Origin of the sequence: Clostridium cavendishii DSM 21758, assembly GCF_900141845.1 — a bacterium.
Lineage (GTDB): Bacteria > Bacillota > Clostridia > Clostridiales > Clostridiaceae > Clostridium_AG > Clostridium_AG cavendishii.
The window spans coordinates 301,865-323,081 of the sequence record NZ_FQZB01000006.1 but is presented as its reverse complement, the minus strand read 5'-3'; the positions used below and the strand labels follow the sequence as shown (position 1 = coordinate 323,081).

16 protein-coding genes are annotated in these 21,217 nt (G+C 27.5%); 9 read left to right on the top strand and 7 right to left on the bottom strand.

Features of this window, described 5'->3' with window-relative positions; translation table 11 throughout:
• Nucleotides 1-74: 74 nt before the first annotated feature.
• From BUB01_RS07170 to BUB01_RS07150, 5 genes are all read left to right on the top strand, one after another.
• Entirely contained in the window at nt 75-1,100 is a 1,026-nt protein-coding gene (locus tag BUB01_RS07170; RefSeq protein WP_072986015.1) for a hypothetical protein, read from the top strand.
• Nucleotides 1,076-1,741, top strand: coding sequence for a ComF family protein (locus BUB01_RS07165; protein ID WP_072986014.1), 666 nt, complete (start codon nt 1,076-1,078; stop codon nt 1,739-1,741). The genes BUB01_RS07170 and BUB01_RS07165 overlap by 25 nt, the downstream gene beginning before the upstream one ends.
• Before the next feature lie 544 nt (nt 1,742-2,285).
• A complete protein-coding gene (gene hpf / locus BUB01_RS07160) occupies nt 2,286-2,822 on the top strand; it encodes a ribosome hibernation-promoting factor, HPF/YfiA family (RefSeq protein WP_072986013.1) in 537 nt (178 codons plus the stop codon).
• Nucleotides 2,823-3,097: 275 nt separating this feature from the next.
• A complete protein-coding gene (gene secA, locus BUB01_RS07155; protein WP_072986012.1) occupies nt 3,098-5,614 on the top strand; it encodes a preprotein translocase subunit SecA in 2,517 nt (838 codons plus the stop codon).
• 393 nt (nt 5,615-6,007) lie between these two features.
• Nucleotides 6,008-7,099, top strand: coding sequence for a BMP family lipoprotein (locus BUB01_RS07150; protein ID WP_072986011.1), 1,092 nt, complete (start codon nt 6,008-6,010; stop codon nt 7,097-7,099).
• A gap of 183 nt (nt 7,100-7,282) precedes the next feature.
• Here the strand turns inward: BUB01_RS07150 and BUB01_RS07145 are convergent, their stop codons facing one another.
• The 7 genes from BUB01_RS07145 to BUB01_RS07115 all read right to left on the bottom strand — a co-directional run bounded on the left by BUB01_RS07145 (nt 7,283) and on the right by BUB01_RS07115 (nt 14,017).
• A complete protein-coding gene (locus BUB01_RS07145; RefSeq protein WP_072986010.1) occupies nt 7,283-8,194 on the bottom strand; it encodes a sensor histidine kinase in 912 nt (303 codons plus the stop codon).
• A 74-nt stretch (nt 8,195-8,268) separates the two neighbouring features.
• Entirely contained in the window at nt 8,269-9,009 is a 741-nt protein-coding gene (locus tag BUB01_RS07140; RefSeq protein ID WP_072986009.1) for an ABC transporter permease, read from the bottom strand.
• The gene (locus BUB01_RS07135) at nt 9,002-9,922 is read right to left on the bottom strand and encodes an ATP-binding cassette domain-containing protein (protein WP_072986008.1); all 921 of its coding nucleotides are present in this window, start codon (nt 9,920-9,922) and stop codon (nt 9,002-9,004) included. Before BUB01_RS07135 ends, BUB01_RS07140 begins: the two co-directional genes overlap by 8 nt.
• A gap of 103 nt (nt 9,923-10,025) precedes the next feature.
• Nucleotides 10,026-10,724, bottom strand: a complete 699-nt coding sequence (locus BUB01_RS07130; RefSeq protein WP_072986007.1) for a response regulator transcription factor — start codon at nt 10,722-10,724, stop codon at nt 10,026-10,028.
• A gap of 311 nt (nt 10,725-11,035) precedes the next feature.
• Nucleotides 11,036-12,139 (bottom strand): ABC transporter permease, encoded by a 1,104-nt coding sequence (locus BUB01_RS07125; protein WP_072986006.1) that lies wholly within the window; start codon nt 12,137-12,139, stop codon nt 11,036-11,038.
• Nucleotides 12,136-13,254 (bottom strand): ABC transporter permease, encoded by a 1,119-nt coding sequence (locus tag BUB01_RS07120; RefSeq protein WP_072986005.1) that lies wholly within the window; start codon nt 13,252-13,254, stop codon nt 12,136-12,138. Before BUB01_RS07120 ends, BUB01_RS07125 begins: the two co-directional genes overlap by 4 nt.
• 16 nt (nt 13,255-13,270) lie before the next feature.
• Complete coding sequence (locus BUB01_RS07115) at nt 13,271-14,017, bottom strand: ABC transporter ATP-binding protein (protein ID WP_072986004.1); 747 nt, start codon at nt 14,015-14,017, stop codon at nt 13,271-13,273.
• Between the two features lie 399 nt (nt 14,018-14,416).
• Here BUB01_RS07115 and pyrE point away from each other — a divergent pair, with 399 nt between their 5' ends.
• The 4 genes from pyrE (at nt 14,417) to BUB01_RS07095 (ending at nt 20,911) form a co-directional block, all read left to right on the top strand.
• Complete coding sequence (pyrE, locus tag BUB01_RS07110) at nt 14,417-15,091, top strand: orotate phosphoribosyltransferase (protein ID WP_072986003.1); 675 nt, start codon at nt 14,417-14,419, stop codon at nt 15,089-15,091.
• A 218-nt stretch (nt 15,092-15,309) separates the two neighbouring features.
• Nucleotides 15,310-16,414, top strand: a protein-coding gene (gene prfB, locus BUB01_RS07105; protein ID WP_143152462.1) for a peptide chain release factor 2 whose coding sequence is annotated in 2 segments (ribosomal slippage) — nt 15,310-15,387 and nt 15,389-16,414 — 1,104 coding nt in all. Because the reading frame shifts where the segments join, the coding sequence is not laid out codon by codon here.
• Nucleotides 16,415-16,572: 158 nt separating this feature from the next.
• Entirely contained in the window at nt 16,573-18,309 is a 1,737-nt protein-coding gene (locus tag BUB01_RS07100) for a S41 family peptidase (protein WP_072986002.1), read from the top strand.
• A 592-nt stretch (nt 18,310-18,901) separates the two neighbouring features.
• The gene (locus BUB01_RS07095) at nt 18,902-20,911 is read left to right on the top strand and encodes a methyl-accepting chemotaxis protein (RefSeq protein ID WP_072986001.1); all 2,010 of its coding nucleotides are present in this window, start codon (nt 18,902-18,904) and stop codon (nt 20,909-20,911) included.
• The last annotated feature ends 306 nt before the right edge of the window (nt 20,912-21,217 follow it).

Genomic DNA, 21,217 nt, shown 5'->3' with positions numbered 1-21,217 from the left:
GCTATTCACATTTACTTCTATAAACATATTGAATTAGAATTTTTATAATAATTATATATAGTGAGGAGATTTTTATGCTTGAGAAAGTAGAGTTAGAATCAAGAGGATATAATGATATTTCAAATTCTATTGAAGAATGGTATTTTAAAGATAAGGATAAAATCTTAAATGTAATAGCTCCACCATATGGATCTATAAGAGCTCTTTGGAGCTTAGCGACTGAGCTTTGTGAGTCAAATAAAAAGGTCCTTTATATAAACTCAGATGGAGAAGCTTGCAATAAACTTATAAAACTTATGAAAAGTAGATATGGCACAAAGAAATACTCTATGATGAGAGATGAAGTATTTGTTATAACTGAGAATTTTGAATTAGTAGATTGTGAAAAAGTATGCAGGGTAAAGGAAGAATATGATTTAGTTATATATGATGATATAAGTAATTATTCTTATATGTCTAAAATAGAAATAAGAAACTATTTATATTATATATATAAAAGAACCAAAAAACTTCTAATCTATTCTATAGAACCATTATTTGATAATATAAAGGTTATAGAAGCGCCAGATTTTGAAACTAGTAACCCTTTTGTAGAACCTAGATTTTTAACAACTAGAATAGACTTAAATAATGATATACCTTATTTACTTTATGATTATCTTAATTTTTTTAAGAGAAATAATAGAAAAGTTGTGATATATACACCAGATGTTATTAAGAATAGAATGGTATTTGATTATTTTGAAAAAAAATTAAAGGTTTCTAATAATATAAAGGTAATTAGTATAGAAAATGAAGCAGAATTACATGCCATTAAAAAACTAGAACAAATAAAAGATAAACCAGTTATGATTATAACTTGTTTAGATAGTGATAATTTTGTGAGTATTAAGAATATGGATGCAATACTTTATTTTGCAGATAATAAAAAGTTTAATTATAAAACTATAGTATATATTTGTGGAATAGTAACAAAGGGAGGAGCAAAACCAGGTGAAGTTTTATTAGTTTCAAATGAAGTATCCGAGCAGATGGAAACTTCAAAAGATATAGCTAGAAACTTCAATAAAATAGCATGGGATTTCGGATTATTAAAATAGTAGAATATTTTTTTAAATGTTTAAAAGAAGTAATATATCCAAGTTTAAATAAATGTTTAACTTGCAAAAGTGAAATTGAAGATGATTTTTTATGTACCTCATGTAAAAAAAATATAATAAGGGTAGAAGGAGCGTACTTTATAGATGGTATAAAGTCATATAGTGTTGGGTACTATTCAAAAACTATAAAAAAGCTTATAAAAAGTTTTAAATACGATAAAAATTTTGAGTCTGGTGAATATTTAGCTAATTTGCTTATAGAGAAAATAAATAGTGAGAAACTTAATATAGACTTAATAACATATGTACCATCCTCAAAATTAGCACTTAAAAAAAGAGGATTTAATCAGTGCGAACTACTAGCAAAGATTGTTGCAAGTAGTGCTAAAGTACCTTGTTTAGAACTTTTAGACAGAGTTGAGGATGTAAAAGAGCAGAAAAGATTAACTAAAGAAGAGCGTTTCATAAATATGAAAAAAGCTTTTAAGATTAAATCTAATATAGATATAAAAGTTAATAATATATTATTAATAGATGATGTAGTAACAACTGGTGCAACGCTTACTGCATGTGTTTTTGAAATTAAAAAATATAAAAAATTTAATATAATAATATTGACAGTTGCGAAAAGTTATATATAATATTATATGAGCTAGGTCTGTGGTTGAAAGTCGATGCCAGTCGCAGGCGAAACGATCCACGTAAGGTAAACAAAGTTTTAACGAGCATGGTGCGGCTTAGAAGTAAGTCCTACCAGGAAAACTGAGAGGGTTAGTAGTGAGAGGTTGAGTCCGGGTAGCAAAAGCTCCAGTAGGCGAGTGTGGGGTCAAAGACCAGGTCAGCTAGTTCAAAAAAGCTATTAGGTAAATCCTAATAGCTTTTTTGATGTGTGAAAAATATAAATTTGGAGTGCAAGTATATGTATCAGTAGTATTACTTTTACAAATAAACTCGCGTATGTATATAATTATAATACATATATTATTACTATAGCAAAAATGAGAATAGGATATGTAAAGAGAAAATAGGAGATAAATAAAGAAAAGTTTATTAAATTTTCAGTCAATTCAAAATATTCAACTTGTTATTTAAACGTTTAAAGTGTAAAATATAATCAACAACAAACAATAAAAAAATCTAAAAACTCAATAAAGGTTTCTTAGATTCAAGAGAGGGGCTGTCGTTATGCAAGTAACAGTATATGGCAAAAATATTGAAGTAACTCCAACTTTAAGGGAAACAGTAGAAAGAAAGATATCTAAATTTGGGAAATACTTTACCCCTAATGTACAAGCTAAAGCAACTTTAAGTGTACAGAAGAATAGACAGACTATAGAAGTGACAATTCCATTTAATGGAGTAGTACTTAGAGGTGAAGAAACTACTGATGATATGTATAAATCTATTGATTTAGTTGAAAATAAATTAGAAAGACAAATAAGAAAGCAAAAAACAAAATTAGCAAAAAGAAATAATTATGATTCATTAAGATTTCCAAGTGTAACGGAAGCTCAAGTAGTTGATGAAGAAGTTAATGAAGGAAAAATAGTTAAGACAAAGAGATTTGATGTTAAGCCAATGTCAGCAGATGAAGCAGTACTTCAAATGGAGCTTGTAGGACATAATTTCTTTGTATTCCAAGATTCGGAAACAAATCAAATGAATGTGGTGTATAAAAGAAAAGATGGTCACTATGGATTAATAGAGCCAGAAATGAAATAAATTTAAGCCTCCTAATTTTAGGAGGCTTTTTTGATGTGGTATAAAATAATTTATAAATTTAAAGTTAATTACAAACATCTTTAAAAATATTGTAAATAGAGTAAATTTCATAAATTCCTTATCTTTTTCATATTTTTATACAAAAATTAACATAAATAACATACAATAATGTAAAAGTTTTATTATGTTAGTGTTTGTTTATTGAAATTAGGCAATAATAAATGGTATAATTTATAGATAATTAAAGAAACAAAACAGAATTGAGAGGAAGAAAAATGGGATTATTAAATAAGATATTTGGAACCTATAGCGAAAGAGAAGTAAAAAGAGTAATACCAATAGTAGATAAGATTGAAGCACTTGATGAAACAATGCAAAAATTAAGTGATGATGAACTAAAAGCAAAAACTATTGAGTTTAAAGAAAGACTTCAAAAGGGTGAAACTTTAGATGATATATTACCAGAAGCTTTTGCAGTATGTAGAGAAGCTTCGGTTAGAGTTCTTGGTATGAAACATTATAAAGAACAACTTATTGGTGGTGTTGTACTTCACCAAGGAAGAATATCAGAAATGAAAACTGGTGAAGGTAAAACTTTAGTTGCTACATTACCTGCTTATTTAAATGGACTTTCAGGGAATGGGGTTCATGTTGTAACAGTAAATGATTACTTAGCAAAAAGAGATATGGAATGGATGGGACAGCTGTATAGTTTCTTAGGTTTAACAACAGGTGTCATAGTTCATGAATTAAACAATGACCAAAGAAGAGAATCATATAATTCAGATATAACTTATGGAACAAATAATGAATTTGGTTTTGATTATTTAAGAGACAATATGGTAGTTTACAAAGAAGAAAGAGTTCAAAGACCTCTTAATTTTGCAATAGTCGATGAAGTTGACTCCATCCTTATAGATGAGGCTAGAACTCCTCTTATAATATCAGGAGCTGGAGAAAAATCAACTGACTTTTATAAGATAGCTGATTTTTTTGTAAAGAGATTATCAGTAGAAACTCATTTTACAATAGATGAAAAAGCTCACGCAGTAATGCTTACAGATGAAGGTGTAGAAGAAGCAGAAAAGGCATTCCATTTAGATAACTATGCAGATGCAGAAAATATGGAATTACAACATTATATAACTCAAGCATTAAAAGCTAACTATATAATGAGATTAGATAAAGATTATATGGTTAAAGATGGCGAGGTTATAATAGTTGATGAATTTACAGGAAGACTTATGGAAGGTAGAAGATACTCAGATGGTCTTCACCAAGCTATTGAAGCTAAAGAAGGTGTTAAAGTAGAAAGAGAATCAAAAACTTTAGCTACTATAACATTCCAAAACTATTTCAGAATGTACAGAAAGCTTTCAGGTATGACAGGTACTGCTCAAACTGAAGAACTTGAATTTAGAGAAATATATGGATTAGATGTTATTCAAATACCTACTCACAAACCAGTAGCTAGAATAGATAAGCCAGATTTAGTGTATAAGACTGAAAAAGGAAAGTTTAATGCTATAGTTGAAGAAATAGTAGAAACTCATAAAACAGGTCAACCAGTTCTTGTTGGTACAACAAGTATTGAAAAGTCAGAGCTTGTTTCTAGTCTTTTAAAGAAAAAAGGAGTTAAGCATCAAGTACTTAATGCTAAATATCATGAACAAGAAGCTGAAATAATAGAACATTCAGGTGAACTTGGAATGGTTACTATAGCTACAAACATGGCTGGTAGAGGTACTGATATTAAGCTTGGAGAAGGTGTTGTAGAAGTTGGTGGTCTAAAGATTATAGGTACTGAAAGACATGAGTCTAGAAGAATAGATAATCAGCTTAGAGGTCGTTCTGGTCGTCAAGGTGACCCAGGTTCATCAATATTCTATATATCTTTTGAAGACGACTTAATGAGAATATTCGGTGGAGAAAAGCTTCAGGGGTTAGTAGAAAAAATAGGACTTTCAGAAGATGAAGCTATAGAAAGCGGAATGGTAACAAAATCGATAGAAAATGCTCAAAAGAAAGTTGAAGGTAATAACTTTGATATAAGAAAAACTTTACTTGGATATGACGATGTTATGAATAAGCAAAGAGAAATTATATATAACCAAAGAGCAGAAGTTCTAGAAGGGGAAAATTTAAAATCTCAAGTTCAAGATATGATAAGAGATTTAATACTTACAGCTGTTAACTCACATATATCAGGTGTAGAAGACAATTTATTAGATGAATTAAAATCATTAATAGGATACTTGGAAGATATCTACTTACCTCACAATACATTTACAATAGATGATTTAAAAGTATTAACTAATGAAGAAATTCAAGATAAATTATTAGAAGTAGCTCAAAAAATGTATGCTGAAAAGGAAGAAAACTTCGGCGAAGAACAAATGAGAGAAATTGAAAGAGTTATCCTACTTAGAGTTGTTGATACTAAGTGGATGGATCATATAGATAGTATGGATCACTTAAAACAAGGTATAGGTCTTAGAGCTTATAGACAACAAGATCCAACTCAAGCATACCAATTTGAAGGAAGTAATATGTTTGATGAAATGATTTATAACATCAAAGTTGACACTGTTAAATTCTTATTCCATGTTCAAGTTGAGCATAAGCCAGAAAGAGAGCAAGTGGTTAAGAATGAAGAAATAGTAACCAATCATTCAGATGACTCAGTTAAAAAGGCTCCAGTTAAAAAGAAACAAGAGCCAGGTAGAAATGATCCATGTCCATGTGGAAGCGGAAGAAAATATAAGAACTGCTGTGGAAGAGAAGTAGTGTAATAATATAATTTTTAAAATTCTGTAAATAAATTTGTAAAAATGAAAAAAGAACTCTTTCTTAAAAATAAATTCAATAGAATATTATTTTTAAGGAGGAGTTTTTTATTTAAAATATGAATAAATAGTTATTAAGGATAGTCATTTAAATTATTAAAGCTTTATTGATATAAAAATCTTATAAAAACTTAATTGATTATAAAAAATACATTAGCAAAAACTAATTTAAAGATAAATCTAATGAATAATTTTGCTAAAGGTATAACAGCATATAATCATAGAAAGTATTATTAAATATATCATAGATAACTTAGTATATGAATAAGACTGAAAGGTTAATTATTATTTTTTATACTTAAAATAATAATACAATTGGGTTTTTTAGGAGGATTTTGTATGAATAGAAGAATATTTATAGCTACAATAACTTCGGTGGCAATAGCAGTTAACTTGTTTACTAATTATTCTAATACTGCGAAAGCTCAACCTACAAATGGAGAAAAGATTAAAGTTGGTATGGTTACAGACACAGGAACTATTTATGATAAATCATTTAATCAAAGTACTTGGGAAGGGATACAAAGGGCAGCTAAGGAATTTAATTTAGATAGTACTTATTTAAAACCAAGAGAAGCAACAGAAGAACAATTTACTTTGCAAATAAATAACTTAATTGATTCTGGATATAATCTTATAGTAACTCCTGGAATTAGATTTGCAACTAGTGTATTTAAAGAACAAGAAAAAAATAAAAATATAAAATTTATTATAGTAAATGCAACTCCTAAATCAGAAAGTGGCAAAGAGAATGTTGCTAGTAATACAGTTTCAATATTATTTGCAGAACAGGAGGCTGGCTTTTTAGCAGCTATAGCAACTTCACTTCAACTAAAAGAAGGAGACATAGGATTTATAGGGGGATTAGAAATACCAGCAATACAAAGATATAATTGGGGGTTTCAGCAGGGCATAAAATATGCAAATGATAATTTAGGAACTAAAATGGAGTTAAAACCAGAGAATATCACATATGAGGGTGCATTTAATAACGTTGATTTAGGACAAAAATTAGCTGCTGAAATGTATAATAGAGGTGTTAAAGTTATATTTGCTGCTGCTGGTGAATCAGGGCTTGGAGCTATGAATGAAGCTAAAAAGAGAGCTTTTTCAGGTAAAGAAGCTTGGGTAGTTGGTTCAGATATAGATCAATATGATTTTGGTAAATACTTAGGGAATAAGTCAATTGTTCTAACTTCAGCTATTAGAAATATAAGTAATGCAACATATGATGCTATTAAAGATGCAATTCAAGGAAATTTTCAAGGCGGAAAAACATTAATGTATAGTATTAAAAATGATGGTGTAGGTATACCGAAAGAAAATCCAAATCTGAGTGCTGATACCATAAAAAAGGTCAATGAAATATACGCAAAAATAAAGTCTGGAGAGATAAAAATATCTCCAGAAAAAAATGGTTCAATAAAATAAAATACATAATTATTAAGCTACATATAAAAATAATAATAAATTAGAATAAGAAAAGTATTATATTTTACAATGATTTTTTATAGCTAATAATAAATAAGGTTTTGAAAAGGTTCATACAATTTTATAATAAATAATCTCCTAGATGAATTTATCTAGGAGATTATTTATTATAAAACAAGATTTTTAGAATTTTATACAATTCCATTCGCATATTATAGAAAGTTTATTTTCTTTAAGTTCTGATGTAATTGTACCATCTAATTTATCTATTAGACTTTTTACGATAGATAAACCAAGACCTACACCCTCGCCCTTTCGAACTTTATCTGCCATATAAAATCTGTCAAACATATGTAGTACATCTTCTTCAACAATATTTTTACATATATTTGAAATTTCTAAAATAGCTTTATTATTAGAAGTTTTTAGAGTTATAGATACCTCTTTTTCTGCATATTTTAAGGCATTAGAAAGTAAATTGCCTATTATTCTCTCTAAGCTTTCTATATCACCCATTATAAAAAGTGGTTTATCTAAAATATTTATAATTGGGTTTATTTCTTTTGCATTAAAAGCTTCATAAAGTGATAAGGTTTCGTCTCTAACTATATTAGTTAAGTTTAACTTTTTTATATCTAATTCATAATCGTCGCTTTCTATTGAAGCTAATTCAAAAAAATCATCTATAAGTATTTTTAATTTGTTTGATTTAGTAGTAAGTATTTCTAAAGCTTCTTCTTTATCTATTTCATTATTTTTAAGTAATCTTAAATAACCTATTATTGAAGTTAAAGGTGTTCTTAAATCGTGAGATATATTAGCTGTTCCTTGTTTTAATGTATTTTCAAAAATTATTTTTTCTTGCTCATTCTTTTTGTAAAGTAATAAATATTCGTTAATTTCAGAACACAGTTCATCTATATCTTTATCATATATTTCAGTACTAATTATTTTGTTAGTTTTTCTTTCTTTAAATTCTTTAATTTGAGTTGTAATATTTCGTATCTGTTTTTTATAAGAAAATAATTTTAAAATCATTATTATATAAAATATAATAATCAAGATAATTGTTAAGATAATAGCTAATAAATTCATGTATTCACCTACTTCAATATAAAGTTATAAAATAAAGATTAATAGTATAAATTTTATTGTATACAATTTACCTATTACCTAATATCGCTACGTTTTATATATAATAGGCTTCCACCTATTGCTAATATGCAAGTTAAAATTGAAAAGCTTATACTTGTTATAACTTGGCCTTGAGATGCTAAAGGTTCTAGAGCATTCATTGCAGCAAGATGAGGTAGTATACAATCTAAAAATGTATCCTGAAATCTACAAGTAATTAAAAATATACTTGTTAATGCAATAGTATAATAATTATTTTTTGTTATTAATGCAAACATTGTAACAATAGAAATTACTGCAAGGTTAGATAATAATCCAACAACGATTAATCGAACTAAATATAATATAGTGTTATAATCTAATATTTCACAGAAGCCATTGGTTTTCGAAGCATAGGTAATCAATATAATTCCATGTACCAATTGCAAAATTAAAAAGAATGGTATAAGGACTACTAATTTGCTCATAATAACAGTACTTCTTTTATAACCGTAAGTAAAGGTTTTGGTTATATTACTATTATTAAAGTCTTTAGCAATAAATTCACCAGCTAATAATGCAAAAATAAAAATAGTATAATTGATTCGATTAAATATAAATGATATAGAATCTATTCCGTATATAGGCGCATATTTTCTATATAAAGTTAGTTTTAATACATGAAAGTCTAAACCACTTTTTGAGTAAATTGCAAAACCTAGTGTTAAAAGGATTGTTATTATAATATATCTACTTTTTTTGAATTTATAGAGTTCTCCTCTAATTAAATTATTCATTATCTTGTCCTCCAACTAATTTAGTAAAATAATCTTCAAGAGATTCATCTATCGGCATTATTTCCTTAACTCCTATATTATGTTTGGAGAGAGTCAGAGTAACTTTTTCACCATCAAACTCATCATATATTTTTATGATGTTATTTGGTAAAACTTCATAATCTTTTATTTTAAGTTCATTTTCTAGAATAACTGAAACTTCAGAAGCACTTCCTATTTTTAAATGAAGATATTTTCTACATATATTAGAAAATTCACTTGATGTAAGTTCTTTAATTAGCTTTCCGTTATTTATAAAACCGTATCTATTAGACACTTGAGTAAGCTCAGATAAGATATGACTCGATATTATGATTGTTATCCCTAGTTCTTTATTTAGTTTAAGTAAAAGTTCACGCATTTCTTTTATCCCAATTGGGTCTAGTCCATTCATAGGTTCATCTAGAATTAGAAGTTCAGGATCATTTAGTAATGCCATAGCAATTCCAAGCCTTTGTTTCATTCCCAATGAAAAATTTTTAGTTTTTTTCTTTTCAATATTTTTTAATCCTACTAAGTTTAAAGTGTCTTCAATACATTTAATTCCTGGTAGGCCTCTTTGAATTTTTATTAACTCAAGATTTTCCTTTGCAGTCATGTTAAGGTATATAGCAGGGGCTTCTATTAATGTGCCAATTCTTTTTCTTTCATTTCTAATTTTAGATTGTTCTGTATGCCCAAATAATTCAACGTTCCCTTCATTAGGTATTGAAAGACCTGTAAGTACTCTAAGCATAGTTGATTTACCAGCACCATTTTTACCTACTAATCCATATATATCGCCTTTCTTTATATTTATGGATAGGTTATCTAAAACCTTACGGTTACCGTATATTTTAGTAATATTTTTAGCTGAAATTACATATTCATTCAATTTCATTACCTCCTTATAAGTTATAACCTTATAATAAATAATGATTCATAACAAAACTTTACTAAAGTCTTTCAAAAGTATTAAGTTTTTAATATAAGTTTAATTATTTTTTTAATTTGTAGCCCATTGCCCAAACTGTTTCTATATAATCTTCATTATTATTTACACTAGATAATTTGGCTCTTAATCTGCTTATATGTACATTAACAGTATTATCAGCATCTAAAAATTCTTCTTTCCAGACACTTTCAAAGATATTAGATTTACTAAATACCTTATTAGGATTAGTTAAGAATAATTTTAGAATTTCAAATTCTCTTGCAGTGAGAGGAATAATAGTTTGCCCTACTTTTACTTCTTTACTTTCTATATCGAGAGTAATGTTTTTATAACTTAAGATATTTTTTTGTTTTTCTTTATCTATAGAAAATTCTAAATATCTTCTTAAATTGGAATTAACTCTAGCAATTAATTCATCTGGATCAAAGGGTTTACAAATAAAATCATCAGCACCTTTGTTTAATAGTTCTAATTTTGTCTTTTTAGATATCTTAGCGCTTACTACTATTATTGGAGCATTTGTAATTTCTCTAATTTTTAATATAACATCTTCACCACTAAGACCAGGAATCATTAAATCTAATAAAATAGCATGCCATATTTCATTTTGTACATACATTAAAGCTTCTGTTCCTGAAAAAGCTGATTTTGTTTCATGGCCATTATTTTTTAGTAAATTACAAAGTAGCTTATTTATATCATTTTCATCTTCAACAACTAAAATTTTAGCTCTTTTATCCATAATTCCTCCTGTTAATATTTAATTATTTTTAGTTCTATATATAACCTATCATAATTTATTTTTGTAAGTTTGTAAAATTATGAATATATTTAAATAGAAACCTTGAAGAAATTTTAAATTTTAAAGTATAAAGTATTGCTAATCAAGATTTATATGATAAATTTAGGTATATTGAACTATAAAGAAACAATATGTAAAGAAAATTTAAATTTATAATTAATTGAGAATGAATATTTAAAATTAAATAAAAATTAGGGAAGCTGAGTAACTTCCCTAATTTTTTCTATATTATAGATATTTGAAAACTTTTATTATTGGTTGTTTTTAAGTTTATTAGAGGACATAGCCAGAAGTATTAAAGTTAATCCTAATAATAAGGCTATATTTGTGCTTACATCAACTAAATTAGAACCAAACAACACATCACTATTGGCTGTATTTATCCACGTTGTAGGTATGAAGTTAGATATATTTTTCAGAATATCTGGCATTATATCTCTTGGCCAGAAGCAACCACCAAGCATAGCAAATGGTAAGCTAATAAGAGTACTCATAGAGCCTGATTGTCTTAAATTTTTAGAATGAGTTGCTATAAATACACCCATAGATACTGTAAATATACCAAAGATTAAAAATAACAAATAAATATTTAAAGGTGTATCTCCTAAATTGAACTTAAACACATATTTAAACATTAAAAAATATAAAGTAACTTGAGTCACAGTAATTGTAAAAAATGCAAGCAAGCTTTCTAAAACATATCTAAATCTACTTAAAGGAGTAGTGAAAAGTCTTGTGAAGACATTTTTTTCTTTATCTTTTAGAATAATGTTAGTTGCAGAGCTAGCTGAAAATAACATATTCATAACTATGAAACCCATAGCAGCTAAAGTTTTAGCTTTATTTCCTTCTCCTTTATCAACACTTAAATAAGAGACTTTATAACTACCATTTTCATAATATTTTAAAGCCTTGTAAAAGGTTTCTTCATTTCCTTTAGAGTTTTTAACAAAAGATTTTAAGTTATTCATATATGAATCTAAAGAAAGTTTAACAGCTTGTGAGGTATTTCCTTCTTTAGCTTCAAAGCCTTGAAGAGTTATAGAATCTCCATTTATAAATGATTTTGAAAAATCCTCAGGAATTACTATAGCATAATCTATATCATTATTTATAAGTTTATTTTGTATATTATTTTCATCTTCAAGAGTTACTGAACTTTTTGCTTCTATATTTTTAATAATACTTTGACTAAGTTCGCTCTTATCCTTATCTACAACAGCTATCTTAAGCGGAGGAGTTCCATTCGAGCCAGAAAAAGCTATTAGCATAAAGACAAGAGGTAAAACTACTAAAAAGATAAGATTGCTTTTAGAACGAATAAGTCTTTTTAAGGTAGTTTGAAATATTGTCATATTATATCCCTCCTTCCAACGATTTTAGCTCCTATAAAGAATATGAAAGTAAAAATCCAAAGCCCTAAAATACTTAGATATATTTCACTAGTAGAGCCACCATAAATGTTTTTAAATATAGCATTTTGAGCTAAATAGTTAGGTGTCAAACGGGATAGCGTTCCTAAAAAACCTGTAAAGTTCACTTTAACAAACCCACCACCTAAGAAAGTTAATATAGGGACTAATATATTTAAGAAAATAAGTCCAGACATACCTTTTTTTGTTGCCATACAAGCTAATATTCCAAGCATAGTAGACATAATTGCTAATGAAAAAACTGTTAATAGCAGTACGAAAATTGAATCTCCGAAGTTAACATTAAATGCAAAACGTGATACTAATAGAAGAATAATTGCTTGCCACATAAGAGTAAATAAGGAGCCTATACCTTCACCAACAAATATCTCCCAAAGCTTCACAGGAGCTGTTTTCATTCTTCCACCAACTACACTATAATAATCTATATCTATAGCAAAGTTTGCATAAATTGATCCAAATAAAATAATCATAACAAGCATAGTTATAGAATAATAATCAACAGCGGCAGGCTTTTTGCCTGAAACAGCTACAGGATTATCAGAAATATTAGAAGTTTTACTAAAATTAAAATCTCTTGCTTTAATCTTTTGAAGAGCTTCAAAAGTATTACCAGTAGAAGCATAGCTATCAGCTATATTTTGTACTATAGATACTCCAAGAGCATTGTAATCACTACCAACTACTTGAAGCTTTCCAGTTATATTTTCATCATATATTATAAAAGCATCGTATTTTCTTTTTAATATTAAATCCTTACCTTCATCAAAGTTGCTTATTTCAGTTGGATTTATAATATTATTTAAATAATCTGCTTTAATGAAGTTATTAAAATTATCTCTGTTTTTACCTTCTCCTCTATTAAGATAAATAACATTAATCTTATCTATTTTACGAGCTGAGAAATCAGAACTATTTTTTAGCGCGTTACCAAGTATTAAAATTAAGATTATAGGAATTAAAAGCATAGATATTAAAGACTGCTTATCCCTTAAATATTGCAAAATTCTATACCGAGCTATGGTAAAAAAATTCATAAAATCAACTCCTTTATTAATCTCTAAGTGTTCTACCTGTTAAATGTAAAAACACTTCTTCAAGTGTAGCCTTTTCACCATTTTCTTTTGGAACTAAAGCTTTTACTTCATCTTTACTTCCCTTAGCTATAACTTTACCATGATCCATTATACAGATATCAGTACAAATAGCTTCAACTTCTTCCATGTAGTGAGAAGTATATATAATGGTTGAGCCTTGTTTATTTAATTCTTTAATAGTATCTAAAATATTATTTCTTGATTGTGGGTCTATACCTACAGTTGGCTCATCAAAGATTATAAGTCTAGGTTTATGAACAATAGCACAAGCTATATTAAGTCTTCTTTTCATACCACCAGAGAACTTATTAGGAAAATCTTTTCTTCTATCCCAAAGCCCGACAAACTCTAAAGTTTCTTTAACAGCTTCCTTAAGTTTTGCTCCTTTTAATCCATAAAGTTTAGCAAAGAAAGTAACATTTTCTTCAGCAGTAAGATCCTCTAAAAGTGCTAAGTCTTGAGGAACTACACCCATATCCTTTTTTATATCAAAAGAATATTTTCGTATGTCTTTGTTAAAAATACTTACTGAACCATTAAACTTAGTATATAAACCGCTAAGTATGCTAATGGTAGTAGTTTTACCAGCACCATTAGGACCTAAAAAACCAAATACCTCTCCTTCTTTAATTTCTAAAACATCAAGGTCAACAGCTTTAAAATCTTTATATTCTTTTACTAAATTATTAATCTGAACTAACATATTAATCCTCCTCTGAACGATGTTCATTTAAAAGTTAAAAAACTATAATTAAATTATTTATTATAAGATAAAAAAACACAAACTTTAAATATAGTCAAAAAAGTTAATTTAAATTAAATATATTAGTTAATATTAATGTTTTCTTATTCTAATACAAAATATCTGATAATGAATATTAATTAACATTAAATATTAGATATTAGGAGATTTTTAATAGAATTATATGAAATTTTATGCTCTATCATATTAGGGATGAGTAAAATTTTAAAATTATATTTTTAAATAGTATAATATAAAAACTAAAAAAATAATTTATTATATACATTTTCAAGAATATAGTATATAATATTTAAAAATCAAAGGGATTTTTAGTTAATTATAATTGGAGGGCGGACAGTTATGAAACAATACAAAAAAGACTTTATTGAATTTATGGTGGAGTGTAGCGTACTTACATTTGGTGACTTTGTTACTAAAAGTGGTAGGAACACTCCTTTTTTTGTGAACACAGGTAATTATAAAACAGGAAGTCAGTTAAGAAGACTTGGTGAATTTTATGCTGAAGCAATAAAGGAGAACTTCGGTGGGGATTTTAATGTTTTATTTGGACCAGCATATAAAGGAATACCTTTAAGTGTAACTACAGTAATGGCGTTAAGTAGTAAATATGGTATAGAGGTTGAGTACTGTTCTAATAGAAAAGAAATAAAAGATCATGGCGATAAGGGAATACTTCTTGGAAGTAAACTTAAAACAGGGGATAGGGTTCTTATAATAGAAGATGTGACAACAGCTGGAACATCAATAGGTGAGACAATGCCTATATTAAAGGAACAAGGTGATTTAGAAGTAGTAGGTCTTATAATATCAGTAGATAGAATGGAAAGAGGAACTGGTGAGAAGACGGCTCTTTGTGAAATAAATGAAAAGTATGGTTTTAAAACATCAGCTATAGTAACTATGAAAGAAGTACTTGAGTATTTATATAATAGAGAAGTAAATGGACAAGTGTTAATAGATGATGAGATGAAAGCTAAGATTGAAGCTTATTATGAAATATATGGGGTTAAATAGTGAATTATAATAGGTAATTGATAATGGACAGTTGATTGAAAGATAGTAGATAATTAAAAGTTGAGAGTTGAGTGATAATTGAACTTTCAATTTTGAAATAAAACTCAAAATGCATATAAGCATTTTGAGTTTATTTTTTAAATAAATATTTATACTATTATTAAAAAGTGCTATACTTATCTAGATATTTATTTAACGCGATAGAGGTGAGATAATATATGATAATGGAGCTAGAAAATCAGCTTTCGAAATTAGCAGGATTAAGAAATATATTAAAGGAAATGGGGGCTTCACTTTGACTTAGCAAGTCTTAGTAAAAAGCTTCAAGAACTAGAATTAAATATGCAGGAAAATGGCTTTTGGGATGATATAAATAAGGCACAAGAGATAACCCAAGAAGCCAAAAGGTTAAAAGACAAAATAGAGAGATATAATTCCTTAGTAACTAAGCTTGATGATGTAGAGGTATTAAAAGAGCTTATGGAAGAGGATGATAAAGAAACAGTCTCAGAAATAATAAGTGAAATTAAGGAAGCTGAAAAATTAATAGAAGCTTTTAGGATAGAAATAATGCTTTCAGGTGAGTATGATACAAATACAGCTATACTTACTCTACATACAGGAGTAGGTGGAGATGATGCGAATGATTGGACTGGAATGCTACTTAGAATGTACACACGATGGTGTGAGAAAAAAGGGTATAAGTTAGAAACTTTGGATTATTTACCAGGTGATGAAGCTGGAGTTAAAAGTGTGACCTTAAAGGTAGCAGGGGAATTTGCATATGGTTATTTAAAGGCTGAAAAGGGAATTCATAGACTTGTTAGAATATCACCATTTAATGCAAATGGTAAAAGACAAACTTCTTTTGCATCAGTTGAAGTTGTACCAGAGCTTACAGAAAATCAGGATATAGAAATAAATCCAGTGGATTTAAGAATAGATACTTATAGGTCTAGTGGTTCAGGTGGACAGCACGTAAATACAACAGACTCAGCAGTAAGAATAACACATTTACCTACAGGAATAGTAGTTCAATGTCAAAATGAAAGAAGTCAGCTTTCAAACAAAGAGACTGCTATGAAGATGTTAAAATCAAAGCTTGTAGAACTTAAGGAAAGAGCTCATAAAGAAAAAATAGAAGATCTTACAGGAGAGCTTAAGGATATGGGTTGGGGAAGCCAGATAAGAAGTTATGTATTTCATCCTTATTCTATGGTGAAGGATCATAGAACTGGAGTTGAAACAGCAAATGTATCAGGGGTTATGGACGGAGAAATAGATGAGTTTATAACAGCATATTTAAATAGTGATAGTAAGTAAAAAATAAGCACTAGATTTTTTCTAGTGCTCTTTTTATGGTTAAAATCAAAAAAAATGTAAGAATAATGTAAATATGCATAGATATTGAAAATGGTAAATTAAAGTAGTAAGATTATGTAAAGGATATCTTTAATTTTTATTAAAAGGGGGAGGATAAAATGGAAGTTAATTCAATCAGTAGATTAAAATTATATAATAAACAAAAGATTTTAATATTCATGATGACTATAATATTCTTACTAGTATCTATCCCTAAAGTAAATGTTTTTGCAGAAGATAAGGAATTTGATAATGGATCAAATATAAAAATTGAGAAGTTAGATAATAGGGAAACAAAAAATCTATATAAGCTTTGTAAGGTTTGGGGATTTGTGAAATATTATCACCCTAAAATAGCAAGTGGAGAAGTAAATTGGGATTATGAACTTTTTAGAGAGTTACCAAAAGTTTTAAATGCTAAAAATGATAAAGAGCTGAATAATAATATTTATGAATGGATAAATAAGTTAGGAGAAGTGAAAATATCACAAAATACTAATTTATCAGAAGAAAATGTTTTGCTAAAAGCAGATATAGATTGGATAAAGAATAATAAGGATTTAGGGGATCAACTAAGCAATTTATTAGTTAAGATAAGTAGAGCTGATAGAAGTTATAATTGGCATAACTATGTTTGGTTTTCACAAATAGGTATAGCAACTTTTGGACATGAACAACTTTATGAAAATATGAGTTATAGTGATGACGGATATAAACTTTTAAGTTTATTTAGATGTTGGAACATTGTAGAATATTTTTATCCTTATAAAAATTTGGTTGATAAGGATTGGGATAAAGTATTAAAAAAATTCATACCTAAGTTTATAGAATGTAAAGATCAATTATCTTATAAGCTTACAGTTTTGGAATTAGGAAAGTGCATACACGATTCCCATACCTATGTTGAAGATATGGACGGTGCTATAAATAATTACTTTGGAAGATATTATGCGCCACTAAAGTTTGATTTTGTACAAGGTAAATTAGTTGTAACAAGTATAATTAAAGGGTATGAGGATAAAATGCAAATAAAACCAGGGGATATAATATCGATGGTTGATAATAAAGATGTATTTAAATTGATAAAAGAAAAAGAGAAGTATATAAGTTTTTCTAATGAAAAGACCAAGTATTTTAAGTTAAATAGATTCTTACTGAGAAGTAATAATGAAGAAATGCAAATAGAGATAAAAAGAGGAGATAGAACATTTATAGATAAAGTTAAATGCATAGATGATGTTCAAAAAATTTATGAAATACAAGAAAAATCCCATAAATTTATTAATAATAATATAGGATATATTTGCCCTGGAGCATTAGAAGAAGATGAAATACATGATATTATGAAAAAATTTAAAGATACAAAAGGGTTAATAGTAGATTTGAGATATTATCCATCAGATTTCATAGTTTATAGTTTAGGGGAATATCTTCTTCCTAAGGAAAGCACTTTTTGTAAATATACAAAGACAGGTTATAAATCACCAGGTACATTTAAGAGTGTAGATTTTAAAGTTGGTAAAGATAATCCAGATTATTATAAAGGAAAAGTTACAATACTACTTAATGGGAATAGTATAAGTCAATCTGAATTTACGGCTATGGCATTAAGATGTGCTCCTAATTCAGTAATTATAGGTAGTGACTCCATAGGAGCTGATGGAGATGTGACTAGTATTTTTTTACCTGGAGGAATGAGTTTATCAATAAGTGGAGGGGGAGTATATTATCCTGATGGAGGACAAACCCAAAGAATAGGAATAAAGCCTGATATTAAAGTTAAACCAACAATAAGGGGAATTAAGGAAGGTAGGGATGAATTAGTAGAACAGGCTATAAAAGTTATAAATAATTAAGCTTAAATAATATAAATTTAAGCTTTAAAATTTGAGAAAATAGAAAAATGTATATTTACATTAAGGAAAGAAAAAAATCATTAAAAAAAATATAATTGCTAAATTTTATTTTTTAATTATATAAGGTTAAAAATTAATAATATGTTATGAAACTATATTTATAATTAGAATTTTTAATTGATTACAAAAATAGCCATTAAGTTAAGTGTAAATCTTAGTAGTCCTTAACTTAATGGCTATTAAATTATATAGGAAAGGTTTTATGATACATTCCCAAAAATACTTTAGTTAATACTGTGAAAACTACGTTACCACCAACAGTAGCACAAGATAATTAAAAAAAAGCGTTAGTAGGAGTAAATAATGTATCAGATCCTAATGAAGATTATTATAAATTTATTTAAATATTAAGTATAATAAAAAAAATTCGAAAATATAAACACTATAATAAATTTATGAGTATCTAAAATTTTCATACAATATACGAAAGGAGTTATGCTATAAATTTTATCTAAAGTAAGCGCTTTCGCATAAAAATATATAAGCTTTGGGAGAAATAAGAAATAAATTAATAAAAATAAGGGAGATAAAAATGAAAAGGCTGAAATTTAAAAGTATTAAAAATCAACTTCTAGTAAGCTTTGTGGCACTAATAGCTGTAATATGTATAGGGGTATCTTTAATGGCTTCATATATTTCAAAAAAAGCATTAGTTAAAACAGTGCAAACAACAGTACCAGCAGTAGCAGAACAAGCTTCACAAGTGGTGGAAAATGGAATGAATACTCAATTACAAGTTCTTAAATTAGTAGCAGAAAATGAAAAGTTAAAAGATCCAAATGTTCCAATTAAAGATAAGATATCAGTCCTTATTCCAGAAAATGAAAGAGGAAAGCATTTAGGAATGAGCTTTGTTGATGCTAAGGGTAACTTATATTCTACAGATGGAGCAACATTTAGTGTAGCTGAACAAGATAGTTTTAAAAAAGCTATAGCGGGAACTCCAAATGCATCAGATCCTATAATAAGTAAAACTGATGGCAAAATTATAGTTTTATATTCTGTTCCTATTAAATATAATAATCAAATAGTCGGTGTACTTATGTCTGGAGAAGATGGAAATCAATTAAGCGATTACACTAAGAATATTAAATTTGGTATTACTGGTCAAGGTTTTATGATTAATAAATCAGGGACAACAATAGCACACATTAATAAAGATTTAGTATTATCTCAAGATAATGATTTTGAAAATGTTAAAAAAGATCCAGAACTTAAATCAATAGTTGAAATAGAAAAGAAAATGGTAGCAGGAGAATCCGGTGTTGGCGAATATACGTATAAAGGAAAATCTAAATATGTAGGTTATGCACCAGTAAAAAGTACAGGATGGTCAGTTGCAATATCAATTGAAACAACTGAAATATTAAGTGAGTTAAAGGGTTTACAAATAGGAATTGCTATAGCTGCAATAGTATTCATAGCATTAGGTATTATTATAGTTTCGCTTATATCAAAGGCTATAGCTAGTCCAATTAAAATATCAATGAATCATTTAAAAACAATAGCGGAGGGCGATTTAACTGAAGAAACTTCAAAAGAAATATTAGAGAGACAAGATGAAATAGGAAAAATGGCAAATGCTTTAGATGTTATGAAAGAATCAGTGATAGTTATGCTTAATGACATAAAAGTAAGTTCATCAAATATTGATGCACAATCAGATAATCTTTCAGCAGTTGCAGAAGAATTAAGTTCATCAAGTCAAAATATATCAGTAGCAACAAATGATGTTGCAAAAGGAACTATAGAACAAGCATCAGACTTAGTAGACATAACAGGAATACTACAAGAATTTAGTGCAAAATTAGATGGTGTAGTTAATGTAATAAAAGAAGTTGATGTAAATACCAACAATATAAAAACTATGGCTGATAATAGTAACAAAGATATGGGAAATGTTATACAATCAGTTAAAAATGTTAATGAATCGTTTAATGATTTAATAGTAAAAATTCAGAATGTTGGACAAAATGTAACAAAGATAAATGAAATAACTAATCTTATAAACAGTATATCAGAACAAACAAATTTATTAGCTTTAAATGCAGCAATCGAAGCTGCTAGGGCAGGGGAAGCAGGAAAAGGATTTTCAGTAGTAGCTGATGAGATAAGAAAACTTGCAGAACAAAGTAGAGATTCATCTGTAAATATTTCAAATCTTATATCTGAGATATCAAAAGAAACTGGGGTTATGGTCGGTACAACAGATACTGTTAAAGATGAATTAAAGAATCAAGAAGGAAATATTTATACAGCTATAAAATCCTTTGAAACAATAACTGCAGCAGTAGATGCGATAACTCCAAAGATGAACCTTGCAAATGAGTCAGTTGAGATGCTGAATGAAAATAAGGATGTTATATTAGGAAAGATAGAAGGTGCTTCATCAATAGCAGAAGAAGTATCAGCATCCTCAGAAGAAATAGCAGCATCAACACAAGAAATGAGTAAATCAACAGAAGAAATATCAGTTTCATTAGACTCATTAACAAGTATGAGCAAAAAATTAACGGAAAATGTTAATAAATTTAAAATTTAATAATTAATATTGAAAAGGATTTTTACATACAGAAAATGTAAAAATCCTTCTTTGTTGCAGTTCTAAGTGTTTTTAAAGATCATATATTCAATAATATTAAGTTCATGTATAAAATTACATAAATTTTTTGGATTAAGTAAAAAATTAATATCACGAAAATTAAATATTAGAAGGAAATTTTAATAAAAAAGATTTTTATTAGAAGGGAGGATTTTTTATTATAGATAAAATTTATTTTTTTGAGGTGAATAATTATTATAAAAAATTAATTAGAAATAAAGTTGAACAAAGGATAAACATAGGGAG